Raw genomic sequence first — 13,598 nt, forward strand, 5'->3', positions numbered from 1 at the left:
GATTTACGTTGCGGCAGAACTTGTTTTCTTGCCATCAAGCCTGCCTTCACGCTTTGAAAGCAAGCGACAACCGCCCCATCAATCGCCCATTGCCGCCAGAAGCTCTGCCTGATGCTCGGCAATCAGGGCGTTGGTGATTTCTTCCAAGTCGCCGTCCATCACAAAATCCAGCTTGTGCAGGGTGAGGTTGATGCGGTGGTCGGTCACGCGGCCTTGGGGGTAGTTGTAGGTGCGGATGCGTTCGCTGCGGTCGCCGCTGCCGATAAGAGATTTGCGTTCGGCGGCTTCTTTGGCTTGGGCTTCGCGTTTTTGCGCATCGTTCAGGCGGGCGGCGAGGACTTTCATCGCCTGCGCCTTGTTGGCGTGTTGACTGCGGCCGTCTTGGCATTCGACCACCATGCCGGTGGGCAGGTGGGTGATGCGGACGGCGGAGTCGGTTTTGTTGATGTGCTGACCGCCCGCGCCGGATGCGCGGAAGGTGTCGATGCGCAGGTCGGCGGGGTTCAACTCGATGTCTTCCAGTTCATCCGCTTCGGGCATGACGGCGACGGTGCAGGCGGAAGTATGGATACGGCCTTGGCTTTCGGTGGCAGGGACGCGCTGTACGCGGTGGCCGCCCGATTCAAATTTCAGACGACTGTACGCGCCCAAGCCGACGATGCGGGCGATGACTTCTTTATAACCGCCCAACTCGCTTTCGTTGGCGGAGACGATTTCAACCTGCCAGCGGTTGCGCTCGGCGTAACGGCTGTACATACGCAGCAAATCGCCGGCAAACAGCGCGGCTTCGTCGCCGCCCGTTCCAGCGCGCACTTCGATGAAGATGTTTTTGTCGTCGTCGGCATCTTTGGGTAGCAGCAGTTTTTGCAGTTCGGTATCGAGCGTGTCGATTTTAGCTTTTGCCACTTCGATTTCTTCGGCGGCAAAGTCTTTCATTTCGGGGTCGGACAGCATTTCTTCGGCATCCGCCAAGTCGCTTTGAGCCAACTGATAGTTTTGGAATACTTCGACCACGGGCGTCAATTCGGCGTGTTCGCGCGTGAGCTTGCGGTAGTTGTCCATATCGGACGTGGCTTCGGGCTGTCCGAGAAGGTGGGTGACTTCTTCCAGTCGGTCGCTGAGTTGTTGTAGTTTTTCTAAGATAGACGGCTTCATAATTCTTCCATAACAAATGCCGTCGGGAGTCGTCCGCGACGGCGTGAGGAGGAGTTATTATAATGGGTTTGGTTGGAAATTCAAAAAGATATGGCGGAGTTTCTAATGGTGAGCGACGATGTCGGTTTGCTTTGCGGCATCGGTTTGAAGTTCATCCCTTCGATTACCCGTTTTGCTATACATGGCAAAAGGTCGTCTGAAAACCGAAATCCGGTTTTCAGACGACCTTTGTTTTGATTGGGCTTACTTAGGTGCAGCCAAGATGCCTGTCAGGTTCAGCAGGAACAAAACCGTAAACCCGGTCAGGTAAATCAAGCCGAGGATGGCGAGGAAGTTCATGCCTGCCGTCAGCTTGTGGCGTTCGTCTCCTTTAACGAGGCGGTAGTTCAGCCAAGCGAACACGGGGGCGGCAACGAAGGCGGTAATCATGGCGAATTTGAGCAGCTCTGCCATCGCGCTGTTGAACCAGAAAATCACTGCCAAGCCCGTACCTGCGACCCAAACGTTCCAGGCGAACAGTTCGACGTTGCCCGTTTTGTCTTTGCCGCGCAGCAGGCGCACCGGCTCGGCAATCGCACGCGCGTAGCCGTCCACTACGGTAATCGTCGTGCCGTACATGCAGGCGAAGGCGATGAATGCCACCATCGGACGCGACCAGTCGCCGATGGTGACGGCGTACATATTAATCAGTTGTCCGACGTATTTGCCGCCCGCCATTTGCACTGCTTCGCCGTTGCCGTACTGTACATACGCGCCCAAGGCGAGGAAGACGACCGCCAACACTGCGCTAGTGATGTAGCCGACGTTGAAATCGAAAATACCGTCGCGGTAGCTGGAAGGATTGATGCGTTGTTTTTCAGTAACCCACAGCGAGTTGATGGCGGAAATTTCAATCGGCGCCGGCATCCAGCCCATCAGCGCGATGAGGAAGCCCAAGCCTGCCAGTGTCCATGGGGTAGGCTCGATAAAGTCGGGTTTCATCTGCATGCCGCGCGACATAGCGATGGCGGCCGCGGCGACTGTGGCAATCGTCAGGCTGACGATGATGATTTTGGAAACGTTGTCCAAGGCTTTGTAGCGTCCGCTCGCCAAGATAATCAGGCAGGAAACCATAATCAGCGCGGAGATTGCGCCGACATTCAGCGTCAGCGAAGGAATCGCCATTTTGACGATGGCGGCGGTCACGATGGCGACTGCGCCCGCGTTAATCGTTGCCGATACGACGCATAAAATCAGGAATACCCACAAGTAAACGCGGCTTTTCTCGGCATAGCCTTCAATCAGGCTTTTGCCCATATCCAGCGTGTAATGCGCGCTGAAGCGGAAAAACGGGTATTTGAAGAGGTTGGTCAAAATAATAATCAACGCGAGCTGCCAGCCGTAAAGCGCGCCCGCCTGCGTGGAGGCAATCAGGTGCGAACCGCCGACCGCCGCCGAAGCCATCATGATTCCGGGACCCAGTGCATTAATTTTGCTTTTCCAAGTCGAAGCGTGTGTGTGTTGTTCAGACATCATTCTCTCCGTCTTTTTCAGACGACCTTCACAAAAAAAGGCATATTTTAACGTAAATCAAAATCCTGAATGGTGAATATTGGAAAACATTATGCTGAATTTTGGATAAAAAATACTAATCAAATAAAAAAATAGAATATTCAGGAAATTTTATGCCTAAAAATCTTTTTCAGACGACCTTGTATCGCTTTTTATTCCTGTTTGTCCGTGTTATGGTGGATTAACTTTAAACCAGTACGGCGTTGCCTCGCCTTAGCTCAAAGAGAACGATTCTCTAAGGTGCTGAAGCACCAAGTGAATCGGTTCCGTACTATCTGTACTGTCTGCGGCTTCGTCGCCTTGTCCTGATTTTTGTTAGTCCACTATAAATGGAGTGTGTTGGAAAATGGGTGAAAACCGATGGAACGCGCGCCATAGCGGTTTTGTCAGGGTTTCACTATAATATTTAATCTGTTCTACGCTAGGGTGGGCGGGCAATTCGACCGTAGTATCTTGTGTAAAAAATGAACGCGAGGCTGTGTGTTTGATTTGATTCGGCGCTTTTGCCCAAACAAAATCGGTTGAGGGTTGAATGCCGCGCCATCCTGAAATTTAAGGAAAAATATCATGAAAAAAATCGAAGCTGTGATTAAGCCGTTTAAATTGGACGATGTCCGTGAAGCTCTGACAGAAATCGGGATAAGCGGCATGACGGTCAGCGAGGTTAAAGGTTTCGGCCGTCAGAAAGGGCATACCGAAATTTACCGCGGTGCGGAGTATGCGGTTGATTTTCTGCCCAAAGTCAAAGTCGAGCTGGTGTTGGCTGATGAAGATGTGGAACGCGCCATCGATATCATTGTCGAGACTGCGCGGTCGGGCAAAATTGGCGATGGCAAGATTTTTGTGTTGCCGGTTGAAGAAGTGATTCGGATACGGACGGGTGAACGCGCGGAAGCGGCGATTTAATCCTATCGTTGCCGCGATTGGCTGATATAGTGGATTAACAAAAATCAGGACAAGGCGACGAAGCCGCAGACAGTACAGATAGTACGGAACCGATTCACTTGGTGCTTCAGCACCTTAGAGAATCGTTCTCTTTGAGCTAAGGCGAGGCAACGCCGTACTGGTTTAAAGTTAATCCACTATACAAATAAGGTCGTCTGAAATCCTGCATTGTCGGGTTTCAGACGACCTTGTTTTTGTTTCTATCGGGTTCAGATTTTGGTGAAGATGACTTCGTTTTCAAAACGCGATTTGGGCAGGGCGGCGTTGAAATCGTCTGCGGCACGGTAGCCGAAGGAGACAACGGCGACGGCTTTGTAGCCTTTTTCAGTCAAGCCGAATTCCTCATTCAAAACCTGCAAATCCACGCCTTCCATCGGGACGGCGTCGATGCCTGCTGCGGCAGCGGCGAGCAGGGTGAAGCCCATGTTGATATAGACTTGTTTGGCAAGCCATTGCTCTTCATCTTGGAATTGGTTGCGGTGGATGCCCAAGAACAGGCTGCGGGTAGAGTCGCCTGCCTGCTTGGCTTCTTCAGTGGCGAAACGTCCGTCTTTGTCTTCTTGCGCCAATACGGCGGCGACATAATCATCGTCGGCGCAAACGCGGGCGGCGAAAACGACGACATGGGACGCATGAGTGATTTTCGGGGTGTTGTAAGGGAGTTTTTCGGTGGATTTGGCAATGCGCGCTTTGCCCGCTTCGTCATCGGCGATGATGAAGTGCCACGGCTGCATATTGACGCTGGAGGGGCTGTTGCGCAGGGCGGCTTCGATATGGGCGAAGTCTTCGGCAGCGATTTTTTTGGACGGGTCGAAAGATTTGGTGCTGTATCGTTGGCGGACGATTTCTGTGATGTTCATGAAATGTTTCCTGTTTTTAGGATGGAAACGGGGATTATAGAGGGGTCGTCTGAAAGGGGCAATGCAGGAAATTGGTGAGGATTTCGGTATAAGGTCGGTAAAACGCAAACGTTGGCGTATGAAAAAGGTCGTCTGAAATGGAAGTTACGTTTCAGACAACCTTTTTTCCTTTGCAAGCTATATCCGCAGGCTGTATTTAAGTTTCTGCGGGCGGAAGGGGTGGGTGTTCGTCGGTTTCGTCCGATTTGGGTTTGACAAAGCGGCTGCACCAGATGCCTGCTTCGTAAAGCAGGATAAGCGGGACGGCAAGCAGGGTTTGGGAAATCACGTCCGGCGGGGTAATGATGGCGGCAATGACGAATGCGCCGACAATGACGTAGGGTCGTGCGTTTTTGAGTTGTTCGGTGGTCACAACGCCGATTTTGGCGAGCAGGACGACGACGACGGGGACTTCGAAAGTCGTGCCGAATGCGACGAACATGCCCAAAATAAAGGACAGGTATTTGTCGATGTCGGTCGCCATGTTGACGCCGACGGGGGTAATGCCCGCGAGGAATTTAAAGATAACTGGGAAAACGAGGTAGTAGGCAAACGCCATACCGACAAAAAACAGGCTGACGCTGGAGAGGACGAGCGGGGTAATCAGGCGTTTTTCGTTTTGGTAGAGGGCGGGCGCGACGAATGCCCAGATTTGGTAGAGCGTGTGCGGCAGGGAAACGAGGAATGCCGCCATCAGCGTCACTTTCACCGGTACAAAAAACGGCGCGATGACGTCGGTGGCAATCATGCTGGTGTCTTTGGGAAGATTCACCATCAATGGTTCGGCAACGAAGGTATAAAGCTGCTGGGCAAACGGCATCATGCCGAGAAAGCAGACGACGATGCCGATGACGATCCACATCAGGCGGCGGCGCAGCTCGATAAGGTGTTCGATAAGAGGTTGGACGGGTTGTTCGTTTTGAGGTTCGGACACCGGTTTACTCACTTTTTACGGACGCGAAGTTTGGGTTTGGCATGAAATTTCGGGCGCAGGTCGCGCTTGCGGTTCATCGCTTGTTTTTTGAGGGAAGTGATATGCAGCACGGGCGCGTCTGCGGAAGTGTCGATATAGCTGACTTCTACGACATTGGACGCCGGAGCGGCGCTGCCGGTCAGGTATTCGCGCCATGCGCGGTCTTGCTCGGATTCTGCAGGCGTGTCGGTTTCGACGGCATCCGTCGGATTGCCTGCTTGCGCCATAGCGTTTTCAGACGACGTGGAAACGGACAGGTCGTCTGAAACTTCCGTGCTTAACGAAGGAAGCGGGTTGCCGTGTTCATCCAAACCGAAATCGGCAGGCGTGCGTTGCGCCGGCAGGCGTTCCCAAGGTTTGAGTCCGTCGGAAATGTCGTGCAGGTTGTCCTGCATATCCGTACCGGTTTCTTTGAGGCTGTCGCGCACTTGTGCGGCGGCGGCTTCAAATTCCTGTTTGGCTTTGCGCAGCTCTTCCAATTCGACTTGGGTGTTGAATTCCTGCTTGACGCTGCTGACGAGGCGTTGCAGCTTACCGATGAGCCGTCCGGCGACGCGGGCAGCTTCGGGCAAACGCTCGGGGCCAAGTACAATCAGGGCGACGATGCCGACTAAAAGCAGCTCGCCCAAACCGAAATCAAACATAGATTATGCTTTGTCTTCGTCTTTTTTGTGTTCGATGACTTCGTCTTTTTTGGCATCTTTGCCGTCGGTACCTTCGTTCAGGCCTTGTTTGAAGTCATGCACGGCACCGCCGAGGTCTTTGCCGACGTTGCGCAGTTTTTTGGTACCAAAAACCAAAACAACGATGATTAATACGATAATCCAGTGCCACAGAGAGAAGCTACCCATAATAAATCCTTGATATAGTTGAAAATGGATGGTGGGAATGTTGGTTTATGCAGGCGTACCCATGATGTGGATATGCAGGTGGAACACTTCCTGTCCGCCGCCTTTACCTGTGTTGATAAGGGTTTTGAAGCCGTCGGTCAAACCTGCCGCTTCGGCGATTTGAGGGACTTTCAGCATCATTTTGCCCAAGAGGGTTTGATGTTCGGGCGCGGCGTGTGCCAGCGAGTCGAAATGGACTTTCGGAATCAGCAACAGATGAACCGGCGCAGCGGGGCGGATGTCTTTGAAGCACAACATCTCGTCGTCTTCGTACACGGTTTGCGCCGGAATGTCTTTGGCGGCGATTTTACAGAAAATACAGTTGTCCATAATGGCTCCGAGGTCGTCTGAAAACGAGCGCAGCGAGTTTCGCTAAAATGAGCGAAGCGCGTTTCGTCAAACAGACGGCAGAAAAACGAATAAGGTCGGATTGTAATATAAATTCAAGGCTCTTTGCGAGAGGCTTTTTCCGCCAAGCCTGATAAACCTTGACGGCGCGCAAGCTCGTTGACGACATCTTCGGCACGCAAACCGTGGTGCGCCAAGAGAACCATAGTGTGAAACCATAAGTCGGCAACTTCGTAAACGAGATGTTCGCCGCCGCCGTCTTTCGACGCCATCAGCACTTCGCCCGCTTCTTCGATGACTTTTTTGAGGATTTTGTCTTCGCCTTTGTGCAGAAGCTGGGCAACGTAGGAAGCTTCGGGATCGCCGCTTTTGCGGGAGTCGACGGTGTTTTGGATTTGGGAGAGGATGGTGTCGGTCATGGGATTTTCGGCTTTGAAGGATAAGGATTATTCGGATAAGGCATCGGTTTGCCGGGTTTTGGGCGAGTGTTCTGACAACAGTCAATCATCAACCCGATTTTTAGCGAAACTCACTGCGCTCGTTTTGGCGAAACTCGTTACACTCGTTTTCAGACGACCTCTAAGGATGCGTATGCCCATAAATGGCTTCTTCGTCTTTCAACACGGCATCAACCGTCTGCCATGCGCCGTCTTTCCAAACTTTGTAGAAACAGCTTTCTCGCCCCGTATGACAGGCGATGCCGCCGTTTTGGTCTATCAGCATCACGATGGCGTCGCCGTCGCAGTCTAGGCGTAATTCGTAAACCTTTTGCGTATGTCCCGATTCTTCGCCCTTCATCCATTGTTTTTGGCGCGAGCGGCTGTAATAGTGGGTGAAACCGGTTTCTACGGTTTTTTGCAGGGCTTCGGCGTTCATCCATGCGACCATCAATACGCGGCGGGTCTGCCTATCTTGGGCGATGGCGCAGACCAAGCCTTTTTCGTCGAATTTGACGGCTTCAAGCAGGCTGTTATCCATATTCGGCATCCTTATTTATTTTGACGAACTCGCTTCGTTCATTTTAGCGAAACTCGTTACACTCGTTTTGGCGAAACTCGCTGCGCTCGTTTTCAGACGACCTCGAGTCAATCAAGTTCAACTTACAGCCGCACTTCGATTCCGGCTTCACGCATGGCGAGCTTCGCATCGCGGATACTGACTTCGCCGAAGTGGAAAATACTGGCGGCAAGCACGGCATCGGCTTTGCCTTCTTTGATGCCGTCAATCAGATGCTGAACATTGCCGACGCCGCCGGAGGCGATGACGGGAATATCGACCGCTTCGCTGACGGCGCGGGTCAGCGGCAGGTTGAAGCCTTGTTTCGTGCCGTCCCTGTCCATGCTGGTGAGCAGGATTTCGCCTGCGCCGCGCCGCTGCATTTCAACCGCCCATTCGACTGCGTCCAAGCCGGTCGGCGTGCGCCCGCCGTGGGTGAAGATTTCCCAGCGGGTGTTTTCGGGATTGACGGCTTTGGCATCGACGGCGACGACGATGGCTTGCGAGCCGAAAAATCCGGCGGCTTCGTTGACTAAATCGGGGTTGGTGACGGCGGCAGTATTGATGCTGGCTTTGTCCGCACCGGCATTGAGCAGGCGGCGGATGTCGGCTACGGTGCGCACACCGCCGCCGACGGTTAGAGGAATGAAAACTTGTGAGGCAACGTCTTCGATGACGTGCAAAATGGTGTCTCGGTTGTCGGAGGAGGCGGTGATATCGAGGAAGGTCAGCTCGTCTGCGCCTTCGTCGTTATAGCGTTTGGCGACATCGACGGGATTGCCCGCATCGCGCAAACCGAGAAAGTTCACGCCTTTGACGACGCGGCCGTCTTTGACGTCGAGACAGGGGATGATGCGTTTTGCCAGTGCCATTTCGAATGCCTTTCCAAACCTAGGAATGAGGTCGTCTGAAAGTGAACGAAGCGGGTTACGCTAAAACCCATACAACGGATTCCACCCAAACGGATAATCCGTTTCAGACGACCTTTCAAATCATTGATACCGGCAAGGCAGGTGTTACGCCAGCCAGTTGTGAACCCATTTGGGCAGGTGTTGGAGTAGTTGGAAATAGCCGACGCCCGCAATAGCGGCGAATACGCAGGAAGTCATAAAGTTGCCGCTGAAGCGTCCGACGATATAAAACACTGCGCTGGCAAATGCCCACAACGCGCCGTTAAACACCATCCAATAGGTGTCGATCATCGGCATATCGAATGCAGAAAGCTGGCGGACGAGGATGGCGATGATGGTAAATCCCAAGCCCTCGCTGACGGCGCGCACGTTGCGACCGGACGACCAGATAATCCAAAAGCCCAAAATAAATGCTTCAAACATGAAATACCCCTTAAAAAAGTAAATAAAACAATTAAATGTGGAATGGTGAATCCCAAGCAATATTCGGCGGTCAGCCGCCTTTTATTGTGAAGAAAATGGACGAGCCCGTCTTTTGTCCTGTCTATGAAGACAGGGCAACAATGAAGGCAAACGGGTTCAGCCGATTATTGTGTATATTCGCCCCGCTATATTGTTTTAAAACGGCGGGACAAGTGAGTAAGTAAACGTTTGGTCATTTCAGACGACCTTGATGGTTGTTTTTAAATAAGGTCGTCTGAAAAAGAGCGCAGCGAGTTTCGCCAAAACGAACGCAGCGAGTTTCGCTACACCAACTTATGCCAGCGAATCCGCCAACTGCTGCGCTTGGGCAAAATCAATGCTGCCTTCGTAAATCGCGCGACCGGTAATCGCACCCGCCACGCCGTGTTTCTCAACGGCACACAAGGCGCGGATGTCATCCAAATTGGTCAACCCGCCCGACGCGATAACCGGAATGGCGACGGCTTGCGCCAATTTGACGGTTGCGTCGATGTTTACGCCGCTCATCATGCCGTCGCGGCCGATGTCGGTATAGATGATGCTGTTGACGCCATCGTCCTCAAAACGTTTCGCTAAATCAATCACATGATGCTCAGTTACCGTCGCCCAGCCGTCTATCGCCACCATGCTGTCTTTGGCATCCAGTCCGACGATAATCTGCCCAGGAAACGATTTGCACGCCTCGCGTACGAAGTCGGGATTTTTCACCGCCGCCGTGCCGATAATGACGTCGTTCAGTCCCAAATCCAAATATTTTTCAATGGTTTCCAAGTCGCGTATCCCGCCGCCCAGTTGCACGGGAATGTTTTTGGCAACAGCAGCGAGGATATCCTTGATGGCGGGAAAATTTTGCGGAACGCCGGCAAATGCGCCGTTCAAATCCACCAAATGCAAACGGCGCGCGCCTTGTTTGAACCAATGCAGCGCAGTTTCAGCGGGCGAGTCGGAAAACACCGTCGCCTGCTCCATCAAACCTTGTTTCAGGCGCACGCAGCGGCCTTCTTTTAAATCGATTGCGGGAATCAGCAGCATGGGAGTCCTATCCTTATGCGGAGTGTATTTTACACAAATTATCGAGTTTTAGCATATTTAAATGAAAAAACGTCATTGATAACACTAAAACGAGGTTATTTTGTGTGTATTTTGCATGTTTCAGACGACCCTTTCCTAAAGTGTTTCAGAGGGTGAAAAGGGTAGAAAGATGTTTCATCTGATTCAGTGTTTCATTTCTATTGCTTGAAATTGCTTGCCAACAGCCATTCTTGAGCCTTGGTGGCATCGTCAAAATATTTCGGATGCTGGTTGGTCAACAGGCTGGAGAGGCGTGCGCCGAGTTTGATCCAAATGTCGTCTGTAATGACGGCGACGCGGCCGAAGTCGTTTTCGTGTTGATTGAGGAATTTGATCTGCTCCATCGCCATATCGATCGTGAAATCTTTCAACATGGACAAATCCAAAAGGATGTCGGGCAGGTGGATTTTTTGCTTGCTTTCCAATAAGGCGGCTTCAAGCTGGCGGAAATCGTCCAGTGTAAATTCGTTGTACAGCGCCACATTCAAACCGTAAGACTGTTCGCGGATGGAAATCATCATGCTCTCCTTTTTAAAGGTTAATGGTCAGCTTGTTTTGGTAAACCACTTTTTAATCGAAACCGGCCGGATGCTGCTCAATATGCCGCTTGTGACAATAATAATCATACCAAAGGTTTCCTGCCAAGTGACGGTATCGCCCAAAAATATCATGCCCGATAGGGCGGAAAAGACGACGGTCAGATAAGAAAGAGAGGCGACGGTGAATTTGTTGCCGACTTTATAGGCGCGGGTCATTGAAAGTTGGGCAAGCATGGCTGCAAGCCCGATGCAGCAAAGATAGGGCAGGGCGGAAAGAGGGATGCTGTGCCAGCCGGTTAAAGTAGCCCAAACCGACGCCATGACGACACCGGTTATTGAAAAATAAAACACCACCCGCCAACCCGGCTCGCCGAGCAACGACAGTTCGCGCACTTGCAAATACGCCCAGCCTGACATAGCTCCTCCCGCCAAGCCTGCCAGTGCGGCAATTTCCTGTCCGCCTTTGAAAGAAGGGTTCAGCAGCAGGACGACACCGAGAAAGCCCAATAACAAAATCGCCTGCGTATAAAGTGCAATCCGTTCTTTCAAGATAAAAAATGAAAACACCGCCAGAAAAATCGAAGAGGTATAGCTTAAGGTTACTCCCGTTGCCAGCGGTAGGTGCATGACGGCATAAAACAGACAAAACATAGCGGCTGTGCCGACAACGCTGCGGTTGAGGTGGGTTTTCCAGTGTGGCGTAGCAAAGGTGTCACCCCGTGCTTTTGCCATTATGCCTAAGACGATGGCGGCAAAACTCATACGCCAAAATACCAGTTCGCCACTGTTGAAGCCGAATTTCGCCGCCGCTGCTTTGATGCACACGTTCATGACGGTAAAGCCGAGTGCGGCAACAATCATCCATGCAGAACCGAGAGGGTCTTTGGTTGCGGGTGTGGTCATTTATCAAATTTCCAAAGAGGAAATGGTTGTGTGGTTATAAACGGGGGTCGTCTGAAAAGATTTTAGCATTTATTCTATGACGTTCTGGCTGATTCCTGCTTTAGTCATGCTGGGGTAGACCTGTTGCTGCTATTTATGATGACGATTTGGCGATACACCACATATCACAGCATCTTCCCCGAAGGTTATCTGAATAAACACTAAATAGTAGAAGATTGCTATTTCCTTTAATGGGCCGTCTGAAACTCATTTTTCAGACGACCTGTTTTCGTTTTGTGTTGTTCGCCATACAACAAATCTTATAAACCTTACCCCGCCTAAATTTGACACCCGCCCTCCGACTGCCTACAATTCAGGTTTCTCAAATATCACTGTACATTCCGTACACCATTCTTTTCAGACGACCTCTGTCTTCCGAATCCCATTCTTTTCCAATACAACTGTCAAAAATCATGCACGTTTCAGAACTACAAACGCTACACATTTCCAAACTTTTGGAAATGGCAGAAGAACACGGCATTGAAAACGCCAACCGTTTCCGCAAACAAGACCTCGTATTCGCCATCGTCCGCCAAATGATGAAGCAGGGTGAAAGCTTTACCTGCTCAGGCACGCTTGAAATCCTGCCCGACGGATTCGGCTTTTTGCGCAGCGCAGACACTTCCTACCTCGCGGGGCCCGACGACATCTACGTCTCCCCCACACAAATCCGCCGCTTCAACCTGCATACGGGCGACACCATCGAAGGCAGCGTGCGTGTACCCAAAGACAACGAACGCTATTTCGCACTCGTCCGCCTCGACAGTATCAACGGCGATCATCCCGAAGTTTGCAAACACAAAATCCTCTTCGAAAACCTCACCCCGCTTTTTCCCACCAAACAGTTCAAACTCGAGCGCGACATCAAAGCCGAAGAAAACCTTACCGGCCGAGCTATTGATTTAGTTTCCCCCATCGGACGCGGACAGCGCGCCCTTTTGGTTGCGCCACCCAAAACCGGTAAGACCGTGATGTTGCAAAACATCGCCCACGCGATTACCGCCAATTATCCCGATGTCGAACTCATCGTCTTGTTGATTGACGAACGCCCTGAAGAAGTTACCGAAATGAGCCGCTCCGTGCGCGGCGAAGTCGTCTCCTCTACATTCGACGAGCCAGCGCAACGCCACGTCCAAGTGGCTGAAATGGTGATTGAAAAAGCCAAGCGCATGGTAGAACACAAAAAAGATGTGGTCATCCTGCTCGACTCGATTACCCGTCTTGCCCGCGCCTACAACACCGTTGTACCCACTTCCGGCAAAATCCTGACCGGCGGCGTAGATGCTAATGCCCTTCATCGTCCTAAACGCTTCTTCGGCGCAGCACGCAACGTTGAAGAAGGCGGCTCGCTCACTATTATTGCTACTGCGTTGGTAGAAACCGGCAGCCGCATGGATGACGTGATTTATGAAGAATTTAAAGGTACAGGCAATATGGAGCTGCACCTCGACCGCCGTATGGCAGAAAAACGCCTGTTTCCTGCTATCAGCATCAATAAATCCGGCACGCGCCGTGAAGAATTGCTGGTACCGAACGACCAGTTGCAGCGCATGTGGCTCTTGCGCAAATTCCTGCATCCAATGGACGAAATCGAAGCGACCGAATTTTTGGTGGGCAAACTCAAAGATTCCAAAAATAATGATGAGTTTTTTGAATTGATGCGTGGTAAATAGTGATAAAGGTCGTCTGAAAGAGATTTCAGACGACCTTTGGTGTTGGAGGGGTGGGTTGTTGAGTTTTGTTTGAGAATGGTTTTGAAAGTTTCGAAATAAAAACCGTTGAATTTCATATTGTTGGTGTGTTTTGTAGAATTTTTTATTGTTTGGGAGTTGACGGTTTTTTTGGAGGGGGGTATAGTTCGGTTCTTCGCTGCTTCGGCGGCGGTTAAACGAACAAATAAGTATATCACAGTTGGT

General features: G+C 51.5%; 17 protein-coding genes. 3 read left to right on the top strand and 14 right to left on the bottom strand.

The window, feature by feature from the left end:
• Window positions 1-78: 78 nt before the first annotated feature.
• Complete coding sequence (gene prfA / locus DBZ16_RS11785; RefSeq protein WP_070440566.1) at window positions 79-1,155, bottom strand: peptide chain release factor 1; 1,077 nt, start codon at window positions 1,153-1,155, stop codon at window positions 79-81.
• Between the two features lie 72 nt (window positions 1,156-1,227).
• On the opposite strand from prfA, the gene DBZ16_RS11790 reads away from it, so the two are divergent.
• On the top strand, window positions 1,228-1,392 hold the full coding sequence (locus tag DBZ16_RS11790) for a nitrogen fixation protein NifZ (protein WP_240600369.1): 165 nt from the start codon (window positions 1,228-1,230) through the stop codon (window positions 1,390-1,392).
• A gap of 6 nt (window positions 1,393-1,398) precedes the next feature.
• Here the strand turns inward: DBZ16_RS11790 and DBZ16_RS11795 are convergent, their stop codons facing one another.
• Window positions 1,399-2,667 carry an NRAMP family divalent metal transporter gene (locus DBZ16_RS11795; protein WP_107814146.1) on the bottom strand — a complete coding sequence of 423 codons (1,269 nt, stop codon included), beginning with the start codon at window positions 2,665-2,667 and terminating at the stop codon, window positions 1,399-1,401.
• Between the two features lie 606 nt (window positions 2,668-3,273).
• On the opposite strand from DBZ16_RS11795, the gene DBZ16_RS11805 reads away from it, so the two are divergent.
• Window positions 3,274-3,612, top strand: a complete 339-nt coding sequence (locus DBZ16_RS11805) for a P-II family nitrogen regulator (protein WP_003756171.1) — start codon at window positions 3,274-3,276, stop codon at window positions 3,610-3,612.
• A gap of 248 nt (window positions 3,613-3,860) precedes the next feature.
• On the opposite strand, the gene nfsB is transcribed toward DBZ16_RS11805, so the two are convergent.
• The 12 genes from nfsB to DBZ16_RS11870 all read right to left on the bottom strand — a co-directional run bounded on the left by nfsB (window position 3,861) and on the right by DBZ16_RS11870 (window position 11,643).
• Window positions 3,861-4,511: an oxygen-insensitive NAD(P)H nitroreductase gene (gene nfsB / locus DBZ16_RS11810; RefSeq protein WP_107814134.1), complete on the bottom strand. Its 651-nt coding sequence runs from the start codon at window positions 4,509-4,511 to the stop codon at window positions 3,861-3,863.
• 196 nt (window positions 4,512-4,707) lie between these two features.
• Entirely contained in the window at window positions 4,708-5,484 is a 777-nt protein-coding gene (gene tatC, locus DBZ16_RS11815) for a twin-arginine translocase subunit TatC (protein ID WP_107814135.1), read from the bottom strand.
• An 8-nt stretch (window positions 5,485-5,492) separates the two neighbouring features.
• Window positions 5,493-6,167 carry a Sec-independent protein translocase protein TatB gene (tatB, locus tag DBZ16_RS11820; protein ID WP_080614406.1) on the bottom strand — a complete coding sequence of 225 codons (675 nt, stop codon included), beginning with the start codon at window positions 6,165-6,167 and terminating at the stop codon, window positions 5,493-5,495.
• A 3-nt stretch (window positions 6,168-6,170) separates the two neighbouring features.
• Window positions 6,171-6,374: a Sec-independent protein translocase subunit TatA gene (gene tatA, locus DBZ16_RS11825; protein ID WP_003679438.1), complete on the bottom strand. Its 204-nt coding sequence runs from the start codon at window positions 6,372-6,374 to the stop codon at window positions 6,171-6,173.
• Window positions 6,375-6,419: 45 nt separating this feature from the next.
• A complete protein-coding gene (locus DBZ16_RS11830) occupies window positions 6,420-6,743 on the bottom strand; it encodes a histidine triad nucleotide-binding protein (protein WP_003740880.1) in 324 nt (107 codons plus the stop codon).
• A gap of 113 nt (window positions 6,744-6,856) precedes the next feature.
• Window positions 6,857-7,180 carry a phosphoribosyl-ATP diphosphatase gene (locus DBZ16_RS11835; protein WP_080614407.1) on the bottom strand — a complete coding sequence of 108 codons (324 nt, stop codon included), beginning with the start codon at window positions 7,178-7,180 and terminating at the stop codon, window positions 6,857-6,859.
• A gap of 160 nt (window positions 7,181-7,340) precedes the next feature.
• The gene (hisI, locus tag DBZ16_RS11840; protein ID WP_107814136.1) at window positions 7,341-7,739 is read right to left on the bottom strand and encodes a phosphoribosyl-AMP cyclohydrolase; all 399 of its coding nucleotides are present in this window, start codon (window positions 7,737-7,739) and stop codon (window positions 7,341-7,343) included.
• A 122-nt stretch (window positions 7,740-7,861) separates the two neighbouring features.
• Window positions 7,862-8,629 (bottom strand): imidazole glycerol phosphate synthase subunit HisF, encoded by a 768-nt coding sequence (gene hisF / locus DBZ16_RS11845; RefSeq protein ID WP_003776869.1) that lies wholly within the window; start codon window positions 8,627-8,629, stop codon window positions 7,862-7,864.
• A gap of 144 nt (window positions 8,630-8,773) precedes the next feature.
• Complete coding sequence (locus DBZ16_RS11850) at window positions 8,774-9,091, bottom strand: hypothetical protein (protein WP_003740874.1); 318 nt, start codon at window positions 9,089-9,091, stop codon at window positions 8,774-8,776.
• A 333-nt stretch (window positions 9,092-9,424) separates the two neighbouring features.
• Window positions 9,425-10,162 (bottom strand): 1-(5-phosphoribosyl)-5-[(5-phosphoribosylamino)methylideneamino]imidazole-4-carboxamide isomerase, encoded by a 738-nt coding sequence (gene hisA, locus DBZ16_RS11860; RefSeq protein ID WP_107814138.1) that lies wholly within the window; start codon window positions 10,160-10,162, stop codon window positions 9,425-9,427.
• 197 nt (window positions 10,163-10,359) lie between these two features.
• Window positions 10,360-10,719, bottom strand: coding sequence for an STAS/SEC14 domain-containing protein (locus tag DBZ16_RS11865; protein WP_107814139.1), 360 nt, complete (start codon window positions 10,717-10,719; stop codon window positions 10,360-10,362).
• Window positions 10,720-10,746: 27 nt separating this feature from the next.
• On the bottom strand, window positions 10,747-11,643 hold the full coding sequence (locus DBZ16_RS11870) for a DMT family transporter (RefSeq protein ID WP_107814140.1): 897 nt from the start codon (window positions 11,641-11,643) through the stop codon (window positions 10,747-10,749).
• Window positions 11,644-12,095: 452 nt separating this feature from the next.
• On the opposite strand from DBZ16_RS11870, the gene rho reads away from it, so the two are divergent.
• Window positions 12,096-13,355 (top strand): transcription termination factor Rho, encoded by a 1,260-nt coding sequence (rho, locus tag DBZ16_RS11875; RefSeq protein ID WP_070496795.1) that lies wholly within the window; start codon window positions 12,096-12,098, stop codon window positions 13,353-13,355.
• The last annotated feature ends 243 nt before the right edge of the window (window positions 13,356-13,598 follow it).

Source organism: Neisseria sicca (assembly GCF_003044565.1).
In the GTDB taxonomy this organism is placed as follows: Bacteria; Pseudomonadota; Gammaproteobacteria; order Burkholderiales; family Neisseriaceae; genus Neisseria; species Neisseria sicca_A.

Excerpts from the sequence above, each read along its gene's own strand:
- prfA (WP_070440566.1), bottom strand. The coding sequence starts at position 1,155 with ATGAAGCCGTCTATCTTAGAAAAACTACAACAACTCAGCGACCGACTG.
- DBZ16_RS11795 (WP_107814146.1), bottom strand. The coding sequence starts at position 2,667 with ATGTCTGAACAACACACACACGCTTCGACTTGGAAAAGCAAAATTAAT.
- DBZ16_RS11805 (WP_003756171.1), top strand. The coding sequence starts at position 3,274 with ATGAAAAAAATCGAAGCTGTGATTAAGCCGTTTAAATTGGACGATGTC.
- nfsB (WP_107814134.1), bottom strand. The coding sequence starts at position 4,511 with ATGAACATCACAGAAATCGTCCGCCAACGATACAGCACCAAATCTTTC.
- tatB (WP_080614406.1), bottom strand. The coding sequence starts at position 6,167 with ATGTTTGATTTCGGTTTGGGCGAGCTGCTTTTAGTCGGCATCGTCGCC.
- tatA (WP_003679438.1), bottom strand. The coding sequence starts at position 6,374 with ATGGGTAGCTTCTCTCTGTGGCACTGGATTATCGTATTAATCATCGTT.
- DBZ16_RS11830 (WP_003740880.1), bottom strand. The coding sequence starts at position 6,743 with ATGGACAACTGTATTTTCTGTAAAATCGCCGCCAAAGACATTCCGGCG.
- DBZ16_RS11835 (WP_080614407.1), bottom strand. The coding sequence starts at position 7,180 with ATGACCGACACCATCCTCTCCCAAATCCAAAACACCGTCGACTCCCGC.
- hisI (WP_107814136.1), bottom strand. The coding sequence starts at position 7,739 with ATGGATAACAGCCTGCTTGAAGCCGTCAAATTCGACGAAAAAGGCTTG.
- hisF (WP_003776869.1), bottom strand. The coding sequence starts at position 8,629 with ATGGCACTGGCAAAACGCATCATCCCCTGTCTCGACGTCAAAGACGGC.
- DBZ16_RS11850 (WP_003740874.1), bottom strand. The coding sequence starts at position 9,091 with ATGTTTGAAGCATTTATTTTGGGCTTTTGGATTATCTGGTCGTCCGGT.
- hisA (WP_107814138.1), bottom strand. The coding sequence starts at position 10,162 with ATGCTGCTGATTCCCGCAATCGATTTAAAAGAAGGCCGCTGCGTGCGC.
- DBZ16_RS11865 (WP_107814139.1), bottom strand. The coding sequence starts at position 10,719 with ATGATTTCCATCCGCGAACAGTCTTACGGTTTGAATGTGGCGCTGTAC.
- DBZ16_RS11870 (WP_107814140.1), bottom strand. The coding sequence starts at position 11,643 with ATGACCACACCCGCAACCAAAGACCCTCTCGGTTCTGCATGGATGATT.
- rho (WP_070496795.1), top strand. The coding sequence starts at position 12,096 with ATGCACGTTTCAGAACTACAAACGCTACACATTTCCAAACTTTTGGAA.